We start from the raw sequence: 14,631 nt of genomic DNA, 5'->3' as shown, positions 1-14,631 counted from the left end.
TACTGCTTGACATCATCGATGTTTACATCTTTTAAAAAAAGCAAATTTTTGTTAAACTGAAATTGCATTGGGAAGAATACCTCCTTTATGAGTGGTTTTGGTTGTTTTTATTAACAGGTATTCGACCCAATGCTTTTTATTTTCCTTCTCCTACCCCAACATTTATTATAGAACCTTTTATTTCTGTTAATACAACAAATTATGCGTCATGCATATGGTATAATTTGGTATGAATACCAAGGGTAATGTAAACATAATGATTAAGTAGTGCTGTTTAAAGGTCTAAGTTCTAAGGTGATATATTAAGATGGGTTATATTTATCTAGACATGACTTTTTTAATTAATTTTATAATGGATTTTTTTCTGCTCTGGGGCACAGCTAAATTGACGCGTTTGGAGCTGAATTATAAGAGGATTTCTGTAAGTTCCTTTATAGGTGGCCTTTATTCTGTAGGCTATTTGTACCCTTCTTTATCATTTTTTTATAGTATTCCTGTGAAAATACTTGTTTCTGCTTTATTGCTGGTTATTGGTTTAGCTCCCCGGGGCTTAGCGGAATTTAAGAGGGTATTTTTATGTTTTTATGGTATAAGCTTTGCAGCGGCAGGAGCTACGGTGGCTTTTTACTATCTGGGAGTTAGCCATGCTTATATTAACTCTTTTTCTTATTTATATTTATTAAGCGGCATATTTTGCATTGTATTAATAGGAAGGTATGGAAGTATTTATTTGAGCAAAAAAATTATTCCTGATTTGTTAAGCTTTCCAGTAAAGATTAAATTGGGGGATGATTATTGCTCGGGAAAAGGGTTTTTAGATACGGGCAATAATTTGCGTGATCCTTTAACCGATAAACCTGTTCTGGTAGTAGAGTATAATTTTTTGAAAAATTATTTGCCTGAAGATTTTTGCCGTATTATGGAGGAAAGTAGTGATGACAATCTAATGTTTACCAGGCTTGCCGCATCAAGTATGGCCTATCGCCTGCGTTTAATTCCTTTTACATCTATTGGTAAGAAAAAAGGTATACTGGTGGGAATAAGAGCAGATGAGGTAATTATAGATACCGGGGATGATTTTCTGGTTTATAAAGATGCTGTGCTAGCGATTTATAAAGATAGTTTGCATTTAGAGGGTGATTATAAAATGCTTATCCCTGCAGAAATACTGCGGGCAGCATAAAAAGGAGGTATTTTATGCATATTTTCTTTTTCCTGCGTAAATGGAGAGCTTATCTTTTAAAGCTTTATTTGCGACGCAAAATAATGCAGAGTATACACTATATTGGTTCTAGTGAAATATTACCACCACCCTTAAGTGAAGAAGAAGAAAATATGGTTATAAAAAGGCTGGAAGCAGGCGATATTAAAGCAAGATCTATTCTAATTGAACATAATCTTCGTCTGGTAGTTTATATTGCCAAAAAATTTGAGAATACAGGGGTAGGGATAGAAGACCTTATATCTATTGGTACTATTGGACTTATGAAAGCAGTAAGTACTTTTGAACCTAAGAAAAACATAAAATTGGCAACTTATGCTTCGCGTTGTATAGAGAATGAAATATTAATGTATCTGCGCCGGAATAAGAACAAAGGAGAGGTATCACTGGATGAGCCTTTAAATACTGACTGGGATGGAAATGAGCTTTTGCTTTCCGATGTGTTGGGGACGGAAAGTGATATGATATATAAACGACTAGAAGGGGAAATAGAAAAAAATATTTTGTGGCAGGCAGTAAAAAAATTAAGCCCCCGAGAACAAACTATTATTGTGCTTCGTTTTGGACTTGATGGCAGTGAAGAAAAAACGCAGAAAGAAGTAGCAGATATATTAGGGATTTCCCAATCTTATATTTCCAGATTAGAAAAGCGTATACTGAAACGTTTGCGCAAAGAGATGCGCAAAATGGAAATTTAAGTAATTTATTAAACTCAGATGTTTTAGCATCTGGGTTTTTTATTTATCAGAATAATGTTACTCCTCTTGGAGAATAATTTAAAAAAGTGAATAAAGATGAAGGGGTGGAATATTGCTGAACAAGGTTGAAATCTGTGGGGTCAATACATCGAAGTTGCCGGTTTTAAAGAATGAAGAAATGAAAAGCCTCTTCAAAGCTATGCAAGAAGGAGATAAAGAAGCTAGAGATAAACTTATTCAGGGAAATTTAAGATTAGTTTTAAGTGTTATTCAAAGGTTCAGCCATCGTGGAGAGTATGTGGATGATCTTTTTCAAGTAGGTTGTATAGGACTGATAAAAGCGATAGATAATTTTGATTTAGAGCAAAATGTAAGATTTTCCACTTATGCCGTACCTATGATAATCGGAGAAATCAGGCGATATTTAAGGGATAATAATGCGGTAAGGGTTTCCAGGTCGCTAAGAGATATAGCTTATAAGGCTTTGCAGGTAAGGGAAAAACTGATTGGTGATAATGCTTCTGAACCTACTATTGCGCAAATAGCAGAAGAACTGCAAATTCCCAGAGAAGAAATAGTTTTTGCCCTGGATGCTATTCAAGAGCCGGTGTCCTTATTTGAACCTATTTATAACGATGGAGGAGATCCTATATTAGTTATGGATCAAATCAGTGATGATAAAAATACTGATGATATCTGGCTGGAAGAAATAGCCATAAAAGAAGCCATGAAAAAACTTAATGAAAGGGAAAGGCATATAATCGCATTAAGGTTTTTTGCTGGCAAAACCCAAATGGAAGTAGCAGAAGAAATAGGTATATCTCAAGCTCAGGTTTCCAGGTTGGAAAAAGCCGCTTTAAAACAGCTTAGAAAGAATATGTGAATTTTATTTTACTTAGCAAAGGGGGATTTGAAGATGTACAAAAACTTAATAGTAATTATATTGATGGCGGTTATTTTGGCCTTACTTATTCCGTTGACTGCCGATATTTTTAGCATAGAAAAAGCATTTACTCCTGATAATTTAGTAAGGATGGATATAGTTGCCAGGTGATTTTTAACCGTCAGCCGGAAGGAAATAAGAGGCTGGCGGTTAATTTTTTATTTAAGCTAGGGGGAGCTAAATAATGTATTATATTAGTAAAGAAATAGGAGGTTAGAAATAGATCGGTGAATGATATTAATAAGGTAAAGCTGATCTGGGAAGGTAAAAGAAAACCGGATAGGGGAGAGAGCCTGAAGGCTGATCTGGTTGATTTAGAGTATGTGTACCCTCATGGTATAAGGGATTTAAACTATGGTACGGATAGATTAAATATTCTTATACAGGGTGATAATATAAAGGTTGTGCAAAAATTATTGCAAAAAGGTTATCATGGAAAATTAGATTTCATCTATATAGATCCGCCTTACTGGAGTGAAAGTAATTATTATTCCAGGGTGGAAATGCGAGATCAGGGAAAAAAATTTTTTTTGTCCCGGCAGGTTTTTAAAGATATGTGGGGTCAAAATATAAATAATTATCTTCAGCATATGTATACCGCTTTAGTTTTAATGAGAGAGCTTTTATCGGACCAGGGAAGTATATTTGTTCATTTGGATTGGCATGCCCATCATTACATACGGGTTATTATGGATGAAGTTTTTGGGCCGAAGAATTTTGTGAATGAAATAATCTGGTGTTATGGAGGAGGAAGTGGAACTAAAAGATATTTTCACCGTAAACATGATACTATTTTGTGGTATGCCAAAGGCAGAGACTATATTTTTAATCCTCAATACCGCGCTTACACTGATAAAACTTTACAAAGAGGTTTGACTAGGGTAAAAGGAGATAAGTACCGGCTTAATGAAAAGGGAGCTATGATGCAGGATTGGTGGACGGATATTAACAAGATTTTAAGCCCTACAGCGCGGGAAAATTTGAAGTTTCCTACCCAGAAGCCGGTTGAGTTAATAAAAAGATTGGTTAAAGCAGCTTCTCTACCGGATAGCCTGGTGGGAGATTTTTATGCAGGGGCGGGAAGTACCTTACACGCTTGTGAAGATTTGGGAAGAAGATGGATAGGATGCGATGCCAGCAGCATAGCGGTGCAAACTTCTATGTACAGGATGATTAAGGGAAGATTTGCCCCTTTTAAAGTACAGGAATTAAGTGAAGGAAGGGAGGATAAAAAAGATAATATTCTCCTGGTAAAGAAACCGATGATTTTAGAAAGGAACAGTGATAGGCTAAAGGTAAAAGTTGAAATTGTAGACTATTTGCCTTCTTCTGATAATAGGGGTAAAGTACCTAAAGGCATCTCTTTTAGCACCTTAATATATTTCTGGGAAATAGATCCTTGCTATGATGGAAAACTTTTTACTTCTTGCTACCAGATATATCGTGAGAAACCAATTTTTGATGATAATATAAGCCTGGCATGTGATATAGAAGTGCCTTTGGCTGCGAATAGAATCGCGATAAGGGTTTATGATATTTTTGGTGATAGTATAACCGTTATAAAAGAAATACCATAGGCGAGCGGTTTCGCCTATGGCAGGTTTTTATCCTGGCAAGCGGTTTTGTTCGATAAGGTTTACTAAATCCCTTTCTTTGTCATCGCCCCATAACCACATTTCTTCAAAAACATATTCATCTCTTAAATCTTCACCGCTTAAAACTATTTTTTTCGGTTTTAAGCTGTAATCAGGATAATTGTTGCTATCCATAAGTCCCTTCCTCATTAAATCTTAGATTAAATCTTAGCGTCGATATTTGTTGCCTTTTTTTCCCATTTCATGTCCGAGGATAAAAACGCCGGTAATAGCTGCAGCGTGCAGTGCCCACCAGCCTGATTCTAAAAAGCTGAAACTTCCGGGATCAACCTTATCCTGGCGCAGGAGTTTTTTAGCCAGAGAGTTTTTATAATCCATAAAATCTAGGAGCAAGATTATTCCTCCTTTCTGATAAATTTAAGTATTAATATTTTGCCCTTCTTATGTGATTTAAGTAGAGTAATTTGTGCCATAAAAGGCAGGAAATAAAGTCCATGAATAGAAATATTTTTAAAATTATAAAAATAGATGGGGTAGGAATATGGAAAAGCTGGAAAAAGCTATTTTGTGCAGTCTGCATACGGTAAAAGGATTAGGACATGCTTCATTATGGAAGATAAAGAAGGAATTTGGCAGTTTTAAAGCTTTCTGGGATGCTGATTATAAAATGGTTGCCGGTTCTTTTTTATCCCGGGAAGTTGTAGATGAAATTATGATGATAAAAGAAAAAGATCCTCTGCGCTATTTTGCATATCTTAATGCCCAAGGTATAAATATATTAACAGTAGAAGAAGAGGATTATCCTTTCCTGTTGCGTAATATACCTAATCCGCCTTATCTGTTGTATTATAAGGGACAGGTTAAATTATTAACCAAATTTGCTTTAGCTATAGTCGGAGCGAGAAAGGCTACACCGTATGGAAAAAAAATAGCCCGCAGCTGGGCCAGGGAATTAAGCCGCCAGGGAGTTGTAGTGGTAAGCGGAATGGCCAGGGGTATTGATACTGAAGCTCATAGAGGAGCTTTGGAGGAAACCGGGGAAACCGTTGCTGTTTTAGGAAGTGGGATAGATGTAATTTATCCCCGGGAAAATGAAGAAATTTTCCAGAGAATAATACAACAGGGAGTGGTAATAAGTGAGTTCCCCTTGCGTACACCGCCAGAGCCCGGCAATTTTCCAAGGCGTAACCGGATTATTTCTGGTTTGAGTTATGGGGTTTTAGTAGTAGAAGCAGGAGCTAAAAGTGGGGCTCTTATTACTGCTGATTTTGCCCTCGAACAGGGAAGAGATGTGTTTGCCGTTCCTGGACCTGTAAATGCCAGTACTAGTGAAGGTTGTAATAATCTTATAAAACAGGGAGCGAAAATAACTACTTGTGTGGAAGATATTTTAGAAGAATACTCTGGCATTTATAATGTAAAAGCAGCTGCCAGTTTAAAAAAAGATGATTTTTTACTACTAGACAGTGAAGAGAGTTTGATAATACAATGTATGGGATATGAACCATGTCATATAGATGAGTTGCTGGCTGTAAGCGGGATGGATATAGGGAAGCTGAGCCAGGTTTTGTTGCAGATGGAACTTAAAGGTTTAATAAAGGCTATGCCAGGCAATTACTATGTAAAGAATTAATCAGAAATAAAGAGGTGGGTTCTTTGGCAGAAAATACCTTGCTTATTGTGGAATCAGCAGCTAAAGCTAAAACGTTAAGTAAATTTTTAGGCAAAAATTATAAAGTAAAAGCTTCTATAGGACATGTTAAAGACTTGCCCAAAAGCAAACTGGGTATAGATATAGAGAATGATTTTGAACCTCAGTATATTACTATACGCGGAAAAGGAAACTTATTAAAAGAAATAAAGGAAGAGGCACAAAAGGCTTCCCGGGTATTACTGGCTACTGACCCGGACCGGGAAGGGGAAGCGATAGCCTGGCATTTGCAGAATGTCATTAATATACCGGATGATGAGAAATGCCGGATAGAGTTTCATGAAATAACCAGGGAAGCTGTAAAAAAGGCTATTGCCCATCCCCGGCCTATTGACATGAACCGGGTGAATGCGCAGCAGGCCCGGCGTGTTTTAGATAGGCTGGTAGGATATAGTCTAAGCCCGTTTTTATGGAACAAGGTAAAGAAAGGGCTTAGTGCAGGTAGGGTGCAGTCGGTAGCGGTAAGGCTTATATGTGAGAGAGAAGAGGAAATACGCAATTTTATCCCGGAAGAATATTGGACACTTGATGCGCTGGTAGCTGATGACAAAGGAGACCGTTTTCAGGCTAAACTGGTAAGCTATAAGGGAGAAAAGATTAATATAAAAAATGCTGAGCAAAAAGATGAGATTATAAAAGCATTAGCTGATGCTTCCCTGGTAGTACAAAAAATTGAAAAAAAAGAGAGACGCAAAAAACCCCATCCCCCTTTTACTACCAGCACTTTGCAGCAGGAAGCTTCCCGCAGGCTTAATTTTTATGCCAACCGAACTATGAGGGTGGCGCAGGAACTTTATGAGGGATTGGAAATAGGAAAAGAAGGTACGGTAGGACTTATCACTTATCTTAGAACTGATTCTACCCGTATTGCCGAAGTTGCCCAAAAAGAGGCACGTGAATTTATAATGTCTGAATATGGGGAGGAATATGTGCCGGAAGTTCCTAATGAATATAAAACTAAAAAGACAGCACAGGATGCTCATGAAGCGATAAGGCCTACTTCGGTAAAACGTACACCCGAAAGCTTGAAACCGTATTTGACGCGTGACCAGTATAAGTTGTATAAACTGATATGGGAAAGATTTGTGGCCAGCCAAATGGCTCCTAGTATTTATGATACAGTTTCCGTCGATATAGAGGCGGGAGATTATAATTTGCGGGCTACTTCTTCACGACTTAAATTTATAGGTTATAAAAAAGTTTACGATGAAGAGGAAGAAGAAGAGGTAAGAAACCCTATTCCCGATATAAAAGAAGGAGAAAAACTGAGGCTTGTTGATTTATATCCGGAACAGCATTTTACCCAGCCTCCGCCCAGATTTACCGAAGCAAGCCTGGTTAAGCTTTTGGAAGAAAAGAATATTGGGCGTCCTTCTACTTATGCGCCTATAATTGAGACTATTCTCAAACGAAATTATGTAGAAAGGCAGAATAAACAGTTTGTACCTACCGAGTTGGGGTTTATTGTGGTTGAACTTTTGAAAGAAAATTTTTCTAACATAATTGAGGTAGAATTTACTGCCCGTATGGAAGAAGAACTGGATTTGATTGAGGAAGGCAAATTAGACTGGAAACAGGTAGTAAGGGATTTTTATATTCCCTTCCAAAAAGAATTAGAAAAAGCCCATATGTCTATTGAAAAAGTAGAGATAAAAGATGAGGAAGCCGGCAAAGAATGTCCTGTTTGCGGAAGGCCTATGGTTATAAAATACGGCCGTTTTGGCAAGTTTATGGCCTGTTCTGGCTTCCCCGAATGTCGCCATACCGAATCGATCAATGAAGATGCGGGGGTTATATGTCCTCGTTGTGGAGGTAATATACTGATTTTGAAAACTAAAAAAGGACGCAAATTTTATGGATGCAGTAATTATCCGGAATGTGAGTTTCGTTCCTGGGATAAGCCTACCGGAGAAAAATGTCCGCTATGTGGAGAAGCTTTGGTAGAAAAAGGGGTTAAGGGCAATGGAAGTAGAATAGTATGTCAGGGAGAAAAATGTGAATATATGCAAGAAGTGAGGGATTAAGTTTGCAGCCTTATGTCAATGTAATAGGGGCAGGATTGGCAGGTAGTGAAGCCGCTTTTCGCATCGCTTCCACGGGCATCAAGGTGAAATTATATGAAATGCGGCCCAGGAAAATGACCCCTGTGCACAGGACAGGCGATTTTGCCGAGCTGGTATGCAGTAATTCTTTAAAATCAGAAGATGAAACAACTGCTCAGGGGATGCTAAAAAAGGAGATGCGGCTTTTAGGGTCTTTGCTTTTAAGCTGTGCTGAAGAAGCCAGGGTTCCGGCTGGTTCAGCTCTGGCTGTGGATAGAAGCCTTTTTTCCAGGCTGGTTACGGAAAGGCTGAAAAAACATCCTAATATAGAGGTTATATGTGAAGAAATAACTTCTTTGCCTGATGATGCGGTTACTATTGTGGCAACTGGGCCTTTGACTTCAGATGGTTTGGCCCTTTTTTTGCAGCGCATGACCGGAAAAGAAAACCTTTATTTTTATGATGCCGTAGCTCCCAGCGTAACCCTGGAAAGCCTTGATTTGAACAAGGTTTTTAAAGCTTCACGTTATGGCAAGGGAACTGATGATTATTTAAACTGTCCTCTTACGGAAGAGGAGTATGATAAGTTTTATTATGAGCTGGTAAATGCTGATATCAAAGAAGGCCATGCCATAGATAAGAGCCTCTTTTTTAGTGGGTGTATGCCGATCGAAGTCATGGCCAGACGCGGCAAAGATACCCTGCGTTTTGGACCGATGCGGCCTGTAGGCCTGAAGGATCCAAGAACCGGCGAAAATGCTTATGCGGTAGTTCAGCTTAGGCAGGAAGACAAGGAAGGAAAAGTATGGGGTCTGGTAGGCTTCCAGACCCGGCTTAAGTGGGGTGAGCAAGACAGGATATTCAGGCTTATTCCTGGCCTTGAAAATGCTGAGTTTGTTCGCTATGGAGTTATGCACCGCAATACCTATATAAACAGCCCATCATTGCTCTATCCTACTTTGCAGTATCGCAAGAATAGTTATTTATTGTTTGCTGGACAGATAACCGGGGTGGAAGGTTATATGGAATCGGCAGCTACGGGTATTATCGCTGGCATTAATGCTGTGAGGCTTATAAAGGGAGAAAAATGCTGGATTCCAGATAAGGTTACTATGATTGGTGCCCTTCTGGATTTTATAACTTCTTCCCCTGGCGATAATTTCCAGCCTATAAATGCTAATTTTGGTCTGCTTCCGCCTTTAGAAAAGCCTATAAAAGATAAGAATCTTCGTAATCGAGCCTATCTGGAACGGTCATTACATGAACTAAAAAAATATTCAGAATTGTTTTTGGGATAGTTGTAATTTAGGCTAGCTTATGCTAGCATTTTTAATAATAAGAAAAAATTATTAATATACATTAAGGGAATTAATGATGTCTATTTATAGTGAAATTTTGCGTTTTATAGATTATATGCAGGTAGAGAAAAATGCTTCGGCAGCTACGATTAAGAACTATAAGGGTGATTTAGAACAATTTGCCCATTTTATTAGCCGGCAATACGGTCTAGAGCAGGAAGAGATAGGAATTGATTTTTTAAGCCATAAGGTAGTTAGAGAATACCTTATGTATTTACAGGACCAGGGATTAAAAAAATCTTCCAGTGCTCGCAAATTAGCTTCTTTGCGCTCATTTGCCCGCTATTTGTGTAAACAAAATATATTGGATGATAATCCTTTGGCTCTGGTTTCTACTCCTAAACAGGAAAGAAGGCTGCCCAGGTTTCTGTATCCAGCAGAGGTGGAAGCCCTGCTGAATGCCCCGGATAGGGGAACTCCTTTGGGACAAAGGGATAAAGCTATTTTAGAGACCTTATATGCCTCAGGGCTCAGGGTAAGTGAACTTACGAGCCTTGATGTGCAGGATGTTTACCTTTATGGTGATTTTATAAAGGTTAAGGGCAAAGGAGATAAAGAACGGCTGGTTCCTCTAGGTAGCAAGGCACGGGAGGCTGTTCATATTTACATAGAAGATGGCCGCTCGAAACTTTTAAAACCCGGGCATCTTGAAGAAAAGGCTTTATTTTTGAATTGGCGAGGCAGTCGCCTTACCGATCGCAGTGTGCGTAATATTCTGGATAAATACATGCATGAAGTGGCAGGAAATTTAAAAATAAGCCCACATGTGCTCAGACATACCTTTGCTACTCATTTGCTTAATAATGGGGCTGATTTGCGTTCCGTACAGGAGATGCTAGGACATGTCAAGCTTTCTACTACCCAGATATATACTCATTTAACCCGAGAAAGTATAAAAAAGATATATGATAATACACATCCGCGGAGGTAAAAAATGTTTACAGCAACAACTATTGTGGCGGTCAGGAAAAATAACCAGACAGCTATAGCCGGAGACGGACAGGTTACCTGGGGGCAAAATATGGTTATGAAGCATACAGCTACCAAGGTGCGCCGCCTTTATGATGGCAAAGTGGTGGCAGGTTTTGCGGGATCGGTGGCTGATGCTTTTACTCTTTTTGGCAAGTTTGAAGAAAAACTCAAGGCGATGGGGGGGAATTTGACTAGAGCAGCGGTTGAACTGGCTAAGGAATGGCGTTCGGATAAAATCCTGCGCCGGCTTGAGGCGCTTCTTTTAGTAGCCGACAGGGAGAAAATCATTGTTATCTCAGGTAATGGGGAACTGATTGAACCGGATGAAGGTATAGCTGCTATTGGTTCGGGAGGAGCTTATGCTTTAGCTGCAGCTAAAGCACTGTATAATTTTACGGATATGCCGGCCCGGGATATTGCCTACCAGGCACTTAAAATCGCCTCGGAAATATGTGTCTATACTAATGACCATATTACCTTAGAGGTCATAGAATAAGGAGGCAGAAGAATGCAATCACTTACGCCACGGCAAATCGTAGAAGAATTAGACAAGCATATAGTAGGGCAGAAGAATGCAAAAAGAGCGGTAGCTATTGCGCTTAGAAACAGGTATCGCAGGAAAATGGTAGCGGAAGAATTACGCGAGGAGATATATCCCAAAAATATAATTATGATCGGCCCGACAGGAGTTGGCAAGACAGAAATAGCAAGAAGGCTGGCTAAGATGGTCAGGGCTCCTTTTATCAAGGTAGAAGCCAGCAAATTTACCGAGGTTGGCTATGTGGGTCGGGATGTAGATTCTATGGTGCGGGATCTGGTGGAAACAGCGGTACGCATGGTAAAACAGGAGAAGCTGGAGGAGGTGGAAGAAAGAGCAAGGCAATTGGCTTATGAGCGTATAGTTGACTATATTATGCCTTTACCCAAAAAAAGGAGCAAAACTCCTAAAAACCCATTTGATTTTTTATTCAGTCAGGCAAGTGAAGACAACGCTTTAGATGATGAATTCGAAAGAAGAAAGAAAGAGATTGAGGCGCAAAGAGAGATAATTCGGCAAAAGCTTTTGCGCTACGAGCTGGAAGATGAAATTATTGAAATCGAAGTAGAAGAAAAAGCTACTCCTTTTCTGGAAATATTCTCCGGGGCCGGAGTAGAAGAGATGGGAGTCAATCTGCAGGATGTTTTAGGCGGGTTTATGCCTAAAAATAAGAAAAAACGCAAAGTTACGGTAAAAGAAGCCAAGGAAATCCTGACCCATGAAGAAGCCCAGCAGCTTATTGACATGGATGAAGTGCACCGCGAGGCCATTAAAAGGGTGGAAGAAGATGGCATAATATTTCTCGATGAGATTGATAAGATTGCGGGCTCAGGCAATACGGTAGGGCCGGATGTATCTAGAGAAGGTGTTCAGCGCGATATTTTGCCTATCGTGGAAGGAAGTACGGTAATGACTAAATACGGGCCGGTTAAGACTGACCATATACTGTTCATTGCTGCAGGAGCTTTTCATGTCAGCAAGCCTTCGGATCTTATTCCTGAATTACAGGGAAGATTCCCTATTCGGGTAGAACTGGAAAATCTAACTAAAGAGGATTTAAAGCGCATACTGGTAGAACCTAATAATGCTTTAATAAAACAATATACTGAGCTTTTGCGGACCGAAAATGTGAAGGTAACTTTTACCGAGGAGGCTATCGATTACATCGCGGAAATGGCTTATGAAGTCAATGCTAAAACTGAAAATATCGGCGCCCGCAGGCTGCATACGGTGATGGAAAAAGTTTTGGAAGATTTGCTGTTTGATGCTCCTGATAAGAGCGGGCAGGAAGTAATTATCGATGTTGCCTATGTGGCGGAAAGGCTGAAGAAGATTGTGGAAGATGAGGATCTAAGCAGATATGTATTATAGGGGGTTGGGCATGTGGAAAAAACTTTATTAGAAAAATCACGGAATATTGGCAAGATGCTGCAAAAGATTGGGGGCAATCCGGTAGATTTTTTTGAAATTGCCCGGGTTTTATCGGAAAATCTGAACTGCAGCGTATTTGTGGTAGGGCGAAGGGGGCAAATTGCCGGTTATGCTTTTACCGAGGGAGCAACCTGCGGCGGAATTGAGGAACTCCTAAGCCATGCAGAGCGCTTCCCGGAAAGTTTTAACCAGGAACTTTTGAACATGGTAGAAACAGCTACCAATGTGCGTATGTCAGATGGGCGCAGGTGTATATTTAATCCGGATAATGTGGACTGTGACTGTTCGACCAGGATATGGTCTATTACTCCGGTTTTTGGGGGGGGCAAAAGGATTGGAACCCTCATAATGATGCGGGAAAACCAGGAGTTTACCGATGAAGAGATTGTTCTGGCTGAATATGGGGCTATTGTAGTAGCCAATGAAGTTATGCGCATGCGGGCAGAAAGAATTGAAGAGGAAGCGCGCAAAAAGGCGGCTGTCCAGATTGCTCTGGCTACTCTTTCTTATTCCGAACGTGAAGCTATTGAACATATTATTGCTGAACTTAAGGGCAAAGAAGGGCTTCTCGTTGCCAGCCGAATTGCCGATAAAGTGGGTATAACCAGGTCGGTTATTGTAAGTGCCCTGCGCAAATTTGAAAGTGCAGGGGTAATCGATTCACGTTCCCTGGGCATGAAGGGGACTTATATTAAAGTGCTTAATGATTATCTTTTTGATGAACTCAATAAAAAATAGTTCCATTTTAAGTGAGATATAATATAATACTTAAAGTAAAGGCTAACCGATAGTAGAAAAATATGGTTAGCCTTTTTGCTTGCTTTTTTCATAAAAAAGCAGGAATTTTGACAGGAAAGATAGAATAAATGACATAATTTTGCGAATTTATCCGAGGTGATAGCTTGCTGGACAGGATTTTTAATTCTACCTCGCTTAAACTTTTACAGCACGCGATGGATGTAGCCGAACTGAGGCAAAAGGTGATAGCTGATAATATTGCCAATGTAGATACCCCGGGTTTTAAGAAAAGTGAAGTTGTTTTCGAGCAAAAGCTCAAGGAATTTTTACAGGATAATAAAGGCCGGGAAATGCCGCTTAAAACTACTAATGCCAGACATATCAAGGAAGATGGCGGTATGGCTGTTGACAGCTTGCAGCCGGAAATTAAACGGCTTAATACCCAGACTTTCAGAAATGATGGCAATAATGTTGATATTGATGTCGAAATGGCAGAAATGAGCAAAAACAAGATAATGTATGATGCTCTGGCCCAGAGTATAACTAATGAATTGCGTCTTTTGCGGATAGCGATAAGTGGAAGGAGGCAGGGATAGATGGGGTTTCTGGATAGCATAAATATAAGTGCTTCTGGTCTTACAGCGCAGCGTTTGCGCATGGATACCATAGCTAATAATATGGCTAATGTAGATACTACCCGTACGGAAAAAGGAGGGCCTTATAGAAGACAGGTGGTAGTTCTGGAAGCCAGAACTACGGGCGGGAATAACAATGATTTTCGCAGCGTTTTAGAGGCGAAAAGGGCTAAAATCGGAAGCGGGGTCAGGGTCAGGGAAATTCGCGAAATAAGTGAGAATGAAGCTCCTTTACGCAGGGTTTATGACCCTTCCCATCCTGATGCTGATGCCGAAGGATATGTCAATTATCCTAATGTAAATATTGTCGAAGAGATGGTGAATATGATTTCCGCTACCCGCTCCTATGAGGCGAATGCCAAGGTGATAGAAGCTACCAAGAGCATGGCTTTACGTGCTTTAGATATAGGAAGATAGGAGGATAAAAAGTGAAACCTGTCGGTTTAGATTGGGGTTTATTAAATACGCATGGCCTGGCGAAAGTAAAAGAGACCAGGGACCATGAAAAAGGGGTAAGCTTTGCTGAGCTTTTAAACCAGGCTTTAAGACAGGTGGATAGTTTACAGAAAGATGCTTCCGCAAGTGCCGTAAGGCTTCTTACCGGGGAAGAAGAGTATTTGCATAATGTGATGATAGCCTATGAAAAAGCAAGTCTGGCTTTACAGCTTACCGTGGAGATAAGAAATAAGGTGCTCGAAGCCTATCAGGAATTGATGCGCATGCAAATGTAGATTTGGGGAGTTAGGAG

General features: G+C 39.7%; 17 protein-coding genes. 15 read left to right on the top strand and 2 right to left on the bottom strand.

Translation table 11 applies throughout. The annotated features are described in order from the left end of the window. Positions 1-307 precede the first annotated feature (307 nt). The 5 genes from BUB92_RS02800 (at position 308) to BUB92_RS02785 (ending at position 4,440) form a co-directional block, all read left to right on the top strand. Positions 308-1,183 (top strand): sigma-E processing peptidase SpoIIGA, encoded by an 876-nt coding sequence (locus tag BUB92_RS02800; RefSeq protein ID WP_073089662.1) that lies wholly within the window; start codon positions 308-310, stop codon positions 1,181-1,183. A gap of 14 nt (positions 1,184-1,197) precedes the next feature. Beyond that, a complete protein-coding gene (gene sigE, locus BUB92_RS02795) occupies positions 1,198-1,920 on the top strand; it encodes an RNA polymerase sporulation sigma factor SigE (protein ID WP_200774182.1) in 723 nt (240 codons plus the stop codon). Between the two features lie 109 nt (positions 1,921-2,029). After that, on the top strand, positions 2,030-2,803 hold the full coding sequence (sigG, locus tag BUB92_RS02790) for an RNA polymerase sporulation sigma factor SigG (RefSeq protein ID WP_073089660.1): 774 nt from the start codon (positions 2,030-2,032) through the stop codon (positions 2,801-2,803). 33 nt (positions 2,804-2,836) lie between these two features. Continuing rightward, positions 2,837-2,974: a hypothetical protein gene (locus tag BUB92_RS11495; protein WP_159432296.1), complete on the top strand. Its 138-nt coding sequence runs from the start codon at positions 2,837-2,839 to the stop codon at positions 2,972-2,974. A gap of 116 nt (positions 2,975-3,090) precedes the next feature. Beyond that, positions 3,091-4,440 (top strand): DNA methyltransferase, encoded by a 1,350-nt coding sequence (locus tag BUB92_RS02785; protein ID WP_073089658.1) that lies wholly within the window; start codon positions 3,091-3,093, stop codon positions 4,438-4,440. Positions 4,441-4,467: 27 nt separating this feature from the next. Here the strand turns inward: BUB92_RS02785 and BUB92_RS11490 are convergent, their stop codons facing one another. Next, complete coding sequence (locus BUB92_RS11490) at positions 4,468-4,632, bottom strand: hypothetical protein (protein WP_159432295.1); 165 nt, start codon at positions 4,630-4,632, stop codon at positions 4,468-4,470. Positions 4,633-4,665: 33 nt separating this feature from the next. Then, positions 4,666-4,851 carry a hypothetical protein gene (locus BUB92_RS02780; protein WP_073089656.1) on the bottom strand — a complete coding sequence of 62 codons (186 nt, stop codon included), beginning with the start codon at positions 4,849-4,851 and terminating at the stop codon, positions 4,666-4,668. 148 nt (positions 4,852-4,999) lie between these two features. On the opposite strand from BUB92_RS02780, the gene dprA reads away from it, so the two are divergent. From dprA to fliE, 10 genes are all read left to right on the top strand, one after another. Continuing rightward, the gene (gene dprA / locus BUB92_RS02775; protein ID WP_073089655.1) at positions 5,000-6,091 is read left to right on the top strand and encodes a DNA-processing protein DprA; all 1,092 of its coding nucleotides are present in this window, start codon (positions 5,000-5,002) and stop codon (positions 6,089-6,091) included. Positions 6,092-6,114: 23 nt separating this feature from the next. Further along, positions 6,115-8,193, top strand: coding sequence for a type I DNA topoisomerase (gene topA, locus BUB92_RS02770; RefSeq protein WP_073089653.1), 2,079 nt, complete (start codon positions 6,115-6,117; stop codon positions 8,191-8,193). 2 nt (positions 8,194-8,195) lie between these two features. Beyond that, the gene (gene trmFO / locus BUB92_RS02765; protein ID WP_073089651.1) at positions 8,196-9,509 is read left to right on the top strand and encodes a methylenetetrahydrofolate--tRNA-(uracil(54)-C(5))-methyltransferase (FADH(2)-oxidizing) TrmFO; all 1,314 of its coding nucleotides are present in this window, start codon (positions 8,196-8,198) and stop codon (positions 9,507-9,509) included. Between the two features lie 76 nt (positions 9,510-9,585). Then, complete coding sequence (gene xerC / locus BUB92_RS02760) at positions 9,586-10,500, top strand: tyrosine recombinase XerC (protein WP_073089649.1); 915 nt, start codon at positions 9,586-9,588, stop codon at positions 10,498-10,500. A 3-nt stretch (positions 10,501-10,503) separates the two neighbouring features. Continuing rightward, entirely contained in the window at positions 10,504-11,037 is a 534-nt protein-coding gene (gene hslV / locus BUB92_RS02755) for an ATP-dependent protease subunit HslV (RefSeq protein ID WP_073089648.1), read from the top strand. Positions 11,038-11,049: 12 nt separating this feature from the next. Next, the gene (gene hslU, locus BUB92_RS02750) at positions 11,050-12,450 is read left to right on the top strand and encodes an ATP-dependent protease ATPase subunit HslU (protein WP_073089646.1); all 1,401 of its coding nucleotides are present in this window, start codon (positions 11,050-11,052) and stop codon (positions 12,448-12,450) included. Between the two features lie 12 nt (positions 12,451-12,462). Beyond that, positions 12,463-13,248, top strand: a complete 786-nt coding sequence (gene codY, locus BUB92_RS02745) for a GTP-sensing pleiotropic transcriptional regulator CodY (protein WP_073089644.1) — start codon at positions 12,463-12,465, stop codon at positions 13,246-13,248. A 164-nt stretch (positions 13,249-13,412) separates the two neighbouring features. Beyond that, a complete protein-coding gene (flgB, locus tag BUB92_RS02740; protein ID WP_084728288.1) occupies positions 13,413-13,844 on the top strand; it encodes a flagellar basal body rod protein FlgB in 432 nt (143 codons plus the stop codon). After that, complete coding sequence (flgC, locus tag BUB92_RS02735; RefSeq protein ID WP_073089643.1) at positions 13,845-14,300, top strand: flagellar basal body rod protein FlgC; 456 nt, start codon at positions 13,845-13,847, stop codon at positions 14,298-14,300. Positions 14,301-14,311: 11 nt separating this feature from the next. Beyond that, positions 14,312-14,614: a flagellar hook-basal body complex protein FliE gene (gene fliE, locus BUB92_RS02730; RefSeq protein WP_073089641.1), complete on the top strand. Its 303-nt coding sequence runs from the start codon at positions 14,312-14,314 to the stop codon at positions 14,612-14,614. Positions 14,615-14,631: the final 17 nt, after the last annotated feature.

The organism is Thermosyntropha lipolytica DSM 11003, assembly GCF_900129805.1.
Lineage (GTDB): Bacteria > Bacillota > Syntrophomonadia > Syntrophomonadales > Syntrophomonadaceae > Thermosyntropha > Thermosyntropha lipolytica.
Note: the sequence above shows the minus strand (reverse complement) of the source record. Positions and strands in the feature narration are given on the sequence as shown.